Source organism: Kineococcus glutinatus (assembly GCF_039542765.1).
GTDB classification, from domain to species: domain Bacteria; phylum Actinomycetota; class Actinomycetes; order Actinomycetales; family Kineococcaceae; genus Kineococcus_A; species Kineococcus_A glutinatus.
In genome coordinates this window covers 1-7,047 of sequence record NZ_BAABIL010000709.1, presented here as the reverse complement: position 1 = coordinate 7,047, position 7,047 = coordinate 1, and the positions used below count along the sequence as shown (strand labels likewise).

General features: G+C 75.6%; 9 protein-coding genes and 1 pseudogene. All 10 read left to right on the top strand.

Annotation, left to right across the window (positions count from 1 at the left end; all coding sequences use genetic code 11):
- The coding region (locus ABEB16_RS20485) for a serine hydrolase domain-containing protein (RefSeq protein WP_345714039.1) at positions 1-1,383 on the top strand (1,383 nt) is incomplete at its 5' end.
- Positions 1,380-2,294 carry a peptide chain release factor N(5)-glutamine methyltransferase gene (gene prmC, locus ABEB16_RS20480; protein WP_345714038.1) on the top strand — a complete coding sequence of 305 codons (915 nt, stop codon included), beginning with the start codon at positions 1,380-1,382 and terminating at the stop codon, positions 2,292-2,294. The genes ABEB16_RS20485 and prmC, both read left to right, overlap by 4 nt.
- Before the next feature lie 19 nt (positions 2,295-2,313).
- Positions 2,314-2,994 (top strand): L-threonylcarbamoyladenylate synthase, encoded by a 681-nt coding sequence (locus ABEB16_RS20475; RefSeq protein ID WP_345714037.1) that lies wholly within the window; start codon positions 2,314-2,316, stop codon positions 2,992-2,994.
- A gap of 3 nt (positions 2,995-2,997) precedes the next feature.
- Positions 2,998-4,200 carry an MraY family glycosyltransferase gene (locus ABEB16_RS20470; protein WP_345714036.1) on the top strand — a complete coding sequence of 401 codons (1,203 nt, stop codon included), beginning with the start codon at positions 2,998-3,000 and terminating at the stop codon, positions 4,198-4,200.
- A gap of 181 nt (positions 4,201-4,381) precedes the next feature.
- Positions 4,382-4,843 carry a Cg1360 family ATP-synthase-associated protein gene (locus ABEB16_RS20465; protein ID WP_345714035.1) on the top strand — a complete coding sequence of 154 codons (462 nt, stop codon included), beginning with the start codon at positions 4,382-4,384 and terminating at the stop codon, positions 4,841-4,843.
- Positions 4,844-4,872: 29 nt separating this feature from the next.
- Positions 4,873-5,106, top strand: coding sequence for an AtpZ/AtpI family protein (locus ABEB16_RS20460; protein ID WP_345714034.1), 234 nt, complete (start codon positions 4,873-4,875; stop codon positions 5,104-5,106).
- Between the two features lie 91 nt (positions 5,107-5,197).
- Entirely contained in the window at positions 5,198-5,986 is a 789-nt protein-coding gene (gene atpB, locus ABEB16_RS20455; RefSeq protein WP_345714033.1) for a F0F1 ATP synthase subunit A, read from the top strand.
- A gap of 54 nt (positions 5,987-6,040) precedes the next feature.
- On the top strand, positions 6,041-6,247 hold the full coding sequence (gene atpE, locus ABEB16_RS20450; RefSeq protein WP_345714032.1) for an ATP synthase F0 subunit C: 207 nt from the start codon (positions 6,041-6,043) through the stop codon (positions 6,245-6,247).
- 47 nt (positions 6,248-6,294) lie between these two features.
- Entirely contained in the window at positions 6,295-6,870 is a 576-nt protein-coding gene (locus tag ABEB16_RS20445) for a F0F1 ATP synthase subunit B (protein ID WP_345714031.1), read from the top strand.
- Positions 6,867-7,047 (top strand): annotated as a pseudogene (locus ABEB16_RS20440) (F0F1 ATP synthase subunit delta); the annotation flags it as partial. The gene ABEB16_RS20445 and the pseudogene ABEB16_RS20440, both read left to right, overlap by 4 nt.

Here is a 7,047-nt window from a genome sequence, read left to right as displayed (position 1 = left end):
CTCGCGGCGCGGCTGCGCGCCGCCGGCGCAGGTGTCGCCGCACAGGGCCTCGCGGCGGCGGTGACCGTCGACGGGCGCACCACCACGGCGGCCGTCGGCACCGCCGACGCGCGCCCCGGGCGCACCCGCGCCCTCACCGCCACCACGCCGCAGGAGATCGGCTCGGTGGCGAAGTCGCTGACCGGCCTGCTGCTCGCCGACGCCGTGCGCCGGGGCGAGGTGACCCCGCAGACCACCCTCGGCGAGGTCCACCCCGACCGCGACCTGCCCGGCGAGCTGGCCCGCACCACGCTGGCGGAGCTGGCCACCCACACCTCCGGCCTGCCCCGCCTGGACGAGGTGACGCTGGTCCGCGGGCTCCTCGCGCGCCTGTCCCACGGCAACCCCTACGCCGGGCACACCCCGGACGGGCTGCTCGAAGCCGCGGCCGGCACCCGGCTGCGCGGCGAGCGCGGCGACCACGCGTACTCCAACCTCGGCGTGGCCCTGCTCGGCGGGGCGCTCGCCGAGCGCGCGGGAACGCCGTACCCGCAGCTGCTGCGGGAGCGGGTGCTGGACCCGCTGGGCATGACGTCGACCGCCGCCGTGCCGCAGCCGCTGCCGGCCGGGCGCGCGCACCAGGTGAGCGCGAACGGGCTGCCCGCCGCGCCGTGGGTGTCCGCCGGCAGCGCCCCGGCGGGGACCGGGGTCTGGTCCACCGCGACCGACCTCGGGCGCCTCGCGGCCGCGGTGGCCGCCGGCCGGGCTCCCGGGCAGGAGGCGACGGCGGCGCGCGCGGACACCGACCAGGAGGGGATGCGCACCGGCTGGGGCTGGTACACCGCCGAGGTCGGCGGCCGCCGGCTCCTGCTCAACAACGGCGAGGTCGCCGGCGCCGCGTCCTCCGTGGTCGTCGACCTGCGGACCGGTGACTCCGCCGCGGTCGCGGCCCCGTCGGGGACCTCCACGCAGGCGGTGGCGTTCCGGCTGCTGGGCGTCCAGGCCCCGGGGGCCGGGCGCGGCGCGCCGCTGCCGCTGGTCCTGGTCACGGCCTTCCTCCTCGTGCTGGCGCCGCTGACCCCGCTGTCCCTCGCCCTGCGGCGGCGGGCGACGTCCCCGGCGCAGGTGCCGGACCGGCTGCGCACCGCCACGACCTGGCTGTCCACCGCGGCGCTGCTCCTGGCCCTGCGGGCCCTGGGGGCCTGGCAGGTCGTGCCGCCCGCGGCGTGGCTGGTGTCGCTGCTGCTGGCCGCCACCGGGCGCACCGTGCTCGTGGCCCGCTGGCGCGGCGCGTCCTGGCCCGCCCGGCGGCGCGCGCGGCGCTGCGGCGGCGGGGCGTTCGGCGCAGCGCTGTCCCTGGCCGTGCTGGGGCTGTGCCTGGGAGCTGGCACCCTGCCGGGGTGACCTCCGCCCCCGGCCCGTCCCCGCGCGACCTGCTCGCCGCCGCCACCACCCGGCTCGCCGCCGCGGGGGTGGCGAGCGCGCGGGTGGACGCGGAGCTGCTGCTGGCCCACGTGCTGGCGGTGGAGCCGGGCCGGCTGCGGGTGCTGGCCGTGCTCGGGGAGGCCGTGGACCCGGCGGCCGCGGCGCGCTTCGAGGAGCTGCTCGACCAGCGCCGGGCGCGGGTGCCGCTGCAGCACCTCACCGGGCGGGCGGCCTTCCGCGGTCTGGAGCTGGCGGTCGGGCCCGGGGTGTTCGTGCCGCGGCCGGAGACGGAGGTGGTGGCGGGCCTGGCGGTGGACGCGGCGCGCGAGGTGGCCGCCGCGGGCGGGGCCCCGGTGGTCGTCGACCTCTGCACGGGCTCCGCGGCCATCGCGGTGGCGCTGGCGCGGGAGGTGCCGGCCGCGCGGGTGCACGCGGTGGAGCTGGACCCGATGGCGCACGCGTGGGCCCAGCGCAACGTGGAGGCGCTCGCCCCGGGCCTGGACCTGCGCCTCGGTGACGCCCACGCGGCCTTCGGCGACCTGGACGGGCAGGTCGACGTCGTCGTGAGCAACCCGCCCTACGTGCCGCCGGGGGCGGTGCCGGTGGACCCGGAGGTGCGCGAGCACGACCCCGAGCTGGCCCTCTACGGCGGTGGGCCGGACGGCCTGGAGGTGCCGCGCCGGGTGGTGGCGGCGGCGGCCCGGTTGCTGCGCCCGGGCGGGCTGCTCGTCGTGGAGCACGCCGAGGTCCAGGAGGCGGGGGCGCGGCGGATGCTGGCGGGTCCGGGGTGGACCGGGGTGCGCGGGCACCGCGACCTGGCCGGCCGCCCCCGCGCGACCTCGGCGCGACGGGCGGGGCGCGGGGAGCCGCTGCGGGTCCCGGCGCCGTGACGGTGCGAGACTGCCGCCTGTGAAGCCGAGGTTCGACTGCAGCGATCCGGAGGCCCGGCGGCGGGGGCTGAGCGCCGCCCAGAGCGCCGTGCAGCGGGGTGAGCTCGTGGTGCTGCCCACCGACACCGTCTACGGCGTCGGTGCCGACGCGTTCTCCCCGGCGGCGGTGCAGCGGCTGCTCGACGCCAAGGGCCGCGGCCGCGCGATGCCGCCGCCGGTCCTGGTGCCGGAGGTGCGCACCCTCGACGGCATCGCCACCTCGGTGCCGTTCGCCGTCCGCGAGCTGATCGACGCCTTCTGGCCCGGGCCGCTGACGATCGTGTGCCGGGCGCAGCCGTCGCTGACGTGGGACCTGGGCGACACGCACGGCACCGTCGCGGTGCGGATGCCGCTGCACCCGGTCGCGCTGGAGCTGCTCGACCGGACGGGCCCGATGGCGGTCAGCAGCGCCAACCTCAGCGGGCAGCCGGCCGCGCGCACGGGGCAGGAGGCGCAGGAGCAGCTCGCCGACTCCGTGGCGGTGTACCTGGACGCCGGTCCCGCCGAGCACGGTGAGGCCTCCACGATCGTCGACGCCACGGGGGAGGAGCTGCGGGTGCTGCGGCTCGGCGCGCTGTCGGAGCAGGAGCTGCGCCGGGTGCTGCCCGAGGGCTGGGCGGAACCCGAGCGCCGGCCGGTCCGGGAGGGGGGCGGGAGCTGACGCGTGAGGGCCTACCTGCTGGTGCTCGTCGTCGCGGCCGCGGTCACCTACCTGAGCACCCCGCTGGTGCGGCGCACCGCGCAGCGGGTGGGGGCGATGACGCCCGTGCGCGACCGCGACGTCCACGCGGTGCCCATCCCGCGGATGGGGGGCGTGGCGATGCTGCTGGGGCTGGGGGCGGCGATGCTCGTGGCCAGCCGCACGCCCTTCCTGGCCCGCGTCTTCGACGCCGAGCCGGGTCCGATGTGGGTGCTGGCGGGTGCGGCGATCGTGTGCGCCGTCGGGGTGGTCGACGACGTCGTGCAGCTCGACGCGGTCACGAAGCTGGCGGGGCAGGTGCTCGCGGCGGGGGTGATGGCCTGGCAGGGGGTGCGGCTGCTGTCGCTGCCGGTGGGCGGGCTCACCCTGCTGTCCAACCAGATGATGCTGCTGCTGACGGTGCTGGGCATCGTCGTGACGATCAACGCGGTGAACTTCGTCGACGGCCTCGACGGGCTGGCCGCGGGCATCGTCGGCATCGGCGCGGTGGCGTTCTTCGGCTACTCCTACGCCTTGCAGCGCACGGGCACCCCGGACGGCTACTCCTCGCTGGCGACGCTGGTGGCGGCGGCCACGGTGGGGTGCTGCCTGGGGTTCCTGCCGCACAACCTGCACCCGGCGCGGGTCTTCATGGGCGATTCGGGCTCGATGCTGCTGGGGTTGCTGCTGGCCTCGGCGACGATCGCGGCGACGAGCACGGTGGACCCGACGGTGCTGTCGGGGGAGCGCATCGCGCCGGCCTTCTTCCCGCTCGTGCTGCCGGTGGCGGTCCTGCTCGTGCCGCTGGGGGACATGCTGCTGGCGGTGGTGCGCCGCACGCTGGCGGGCCGGGCGTTCTGGCACCCGGACAAGCAGCACCTGCACCACCGCCTGCTGGAGATGGGGCACTCCCACGCCGTGGCCGTGCTCGTCATGTACTCGTGGGCGGCGGCGCTGAGCTTCGGGGTGGCGGCCTCGGCGTTCCTGTCGCTGCCGGCCGCGCTGCTGGTGGCGCTGGGCGCGGCCGCGGTGGTGCTCGCGCTGACGTTCCTGCCGCTGTGGCTGGGGCGGCGGCGTTCCGCGCGCCCGGTCCCGGTGGTGGTGCAGGGGGCGGCGCCGGCGCCGGGTGCCGTCGGCGCGGAGCTCGCCGAGGGCGTGCAGCGGCCCTCGAGCCCGACCCCCGGCTGAGCGTGACGGGCTGCTCCGGACGGGGGACGGGCCGGGAGCGACGTACGTCACGGTGCGGGTGGTGCGGAGCGCCGGGGCGCTTGTGATAGCGTTCACAAAGTCGGTGCAGGGGTTTCCCGCAGCGCCGGCAACGCCGACGAGCCGAACCCGGACGACCCGCCGACGACCAGAGAGCAGCCCAGTGACAGACCCCGCCGCAGCCGTGTCGATGGAGGACGCCTTCGGTGTCCTCCTGCGCCGCTGCCTCGGTCCCGCCGCTGCGGCCGGCCTGCTCTGCGCCGCCGTCGCCCTCCTGGCCCGCGGTGTCGACGAGATGGCCTCCGCGCTCGTGGGCGCCGCGATCGTCATCGGCTTCTTCGGCGCCCGGCTGGTCGTGATGCGGCGCACCGCGCGCTCCAACCCCCAGCTGGTGCTCGTCGTCGCGCTGGCCGTCTACACCGCCAAGGTGGTGCTGCTCGGCGTCGCGATGCTGCTGCTGACGCAGGTGTCGTGGGTGGACGGCCCGGCCCTCGGGCTGACCGTGCTGCTCACCGCCGTCGTCTGGCTGGCCGCGGAGATGCGCGGCTTCGTGCGGCTGCGGATCCCCGTCTTCGCCGCGGGTGGGCAGGACGGCACCGGTGGTGGCCGCGGGACGGGGAGCTGACGTGCGCGGCTGCTACGGTTCCGCCCGAGATGACCGACGAGGAGCGCCCCGCGAGGCCGCCGGAGGACGGGGGCGGGGAGCCACCCCCGGAGTCCGCGGCGTGGCGGGTGACGTCCAACCTGCTGGCGGGCGTGCTGCTCGGCGGCGCGGTGGGCTGGGGCGTGGACCGGTTGCTCGGCACGGATTTCGTGGTGGCGATCGGCCTGCTCGCGGGCATCGCGCTGACCTTGTACTACGTGTGGCTCCGGTACGGTACGCACTGACCGCGGGCCCCGCAGCTTCGACCGGGGGCCCCGTGCACCGCGCCGCACCAGGCCCCCGTACCCACGACGACGTTCGCACGGAGGAGATGACGTGAGCCTGCGACTGCTGGCCGCAGCGGGTGAGAGCTACGAGACGCCCGACAGCGGCCTGTTCTGGCAGCCGCTCTTCGGCAGCGGCGCCTTCGCCGTCACGCGTCCCGCGGTCGTCATCCTGCTCTCGGTCGCGCTCATCGCGTGGCTGCTGGTGGCGGGCACCAAGCGCCTCGCCGTCGTGCCGGGCAGGAAGCAGATGGCCGTCGAGGCCGTCTACGGCCTCGTCCGCAACTCCGTGGCCCGCGACATCATCGGCAGCCGGGAGTTCCTGCGGTACGTGCCGCTGCTGTTCACGCTGTTCTCGCTGATCCTCGTGAACAACCTCTTCGGCGTCATCCCGCCGGTCCAGTACCCGACGATGAGCCGCATCGGCTTCCCGATCGCGCTGACCCTCGTCGTGTACGTGATCTACCACGTGATGGGCGTGCGCCGGAAGGGCCTCGGCGGCTACCTCGGCGGCCTCGTGCCCAGCGGGCTGCCGAAGTCCATCGTCTGGTACGTCTGGATCCTGGAGTTCCTCACCGCGTTCGTGATCCAGCCGGTGACGCTGGCCCTGCGGCTCTTCGGCAACATGTTCGCCGGCCACCTGATCCTCGTGCTCTTCATCACGGGCGCCGAGTACATGCTGCTGCACGGGGACATCGGCCTGAAGGTCGTCTCGATCCCGACCTTCCTCATGGCCTTCGTGCTGACGATCTTCGAGCTCCTGGTGGAGTTCCTGCAGGCGTACGTCTTCACGATGCTCGCCGCCACCTACATCGCCAGCTCTCTCGCTGCCGAGCACTGACCCGCCCCTCCCACCCTCGACGCCTTTCGCGCGTCGACAACGAAAGGAATCGAGTTGGAAGGCAACATCGCGATCCTGGGCTACGGCCTCTCCGCCATCGGCCCCGGCATCGGCATCGGCCTCATCTTCGCCGCGTACATCAACGGCGTCGCCCGTCAGCCCGAGGCCCGCGGCATGCTGCAGTCGATCGCCATCCTCGGCTTCGCCCTCGCGGAGGCGCTGGCCATCTTCGGCATCGCCCTCGCCTTCGTCTTCCGCTGACAGGCATCGCTCAAGAAGCCGACGCGTCCCGTTCCTGAGGAGGAACCGTGCAGCTAGGAGCACTGGTCACCAGTGCCGCCGAGGTGGAGGGCGACCCCGAGTTCCCGATCCTCCCGCACACCGGTGAGCTGATCTTCGGAATCATCGCCTTCGCCATCCTCTACTGGGTGGTGGCGAAGAAGGTCGTCCCCCGGCTCGAAGTCATGTACGCGGAGCGGCGCGCGGCGATCGAGGGCAACGTCGAGAAGGCCGAGCGCGCCCAGGCCGAGGCCGAGGCCGAGGCCGCGGCCGCGCTCGCGCAGTACAAGGCGCAGCTCGCCGACGCGCGCGGCGAGGCCAACGCCATCCGCGAGGAGGCCCGCCAGCAGGGCGCGGCCATCCTCGCGGAGATGCGCCAGCAGGCGCAGGCCGAGGCCGAGCGCATCACCGCCGGTGCGCGGGCGCAGATCGAGGCCGAGCGGCAGCAGACCGTGGCGCAGCTGCGCCTCGAGGTCGGCCGCCTCGCCACCGACCTCGCCTCCCGCATCGTCGGTGAGTCGCTGCAGGACGAGGTGCGCCGGCGGGGGACCGTCGACCGCTTCCTCGCCGACCTGGAGCAGACGTCCCCGGTGACCTCGCGATGAGCGAGGGCATCACCTCCGGCACCGGGCGGGCCAGCCTCGCCCGGGCCGCGGACGTCCTCGAGCGCCACCTCGTCGACCCGCTGGTCGACGCCGGCCAGATCGGCGAGGAGCTCTTCGCCGTGGCGTCCCTGCTCGACTCCTCCGTCGGCCTGCGCCGGGCCCTCACCGACCCGGCGC

What these genes read in the sequence shown, in the direction of transcription:
- ABEB16_RS20460 (WP_345714034.1), top strand. Translation starts at nt 4,873, where the DNA reads ATGACCGACGAGGAGCGCCCCGCGAGGCCGCCGGAGGACGGGGGCGGG.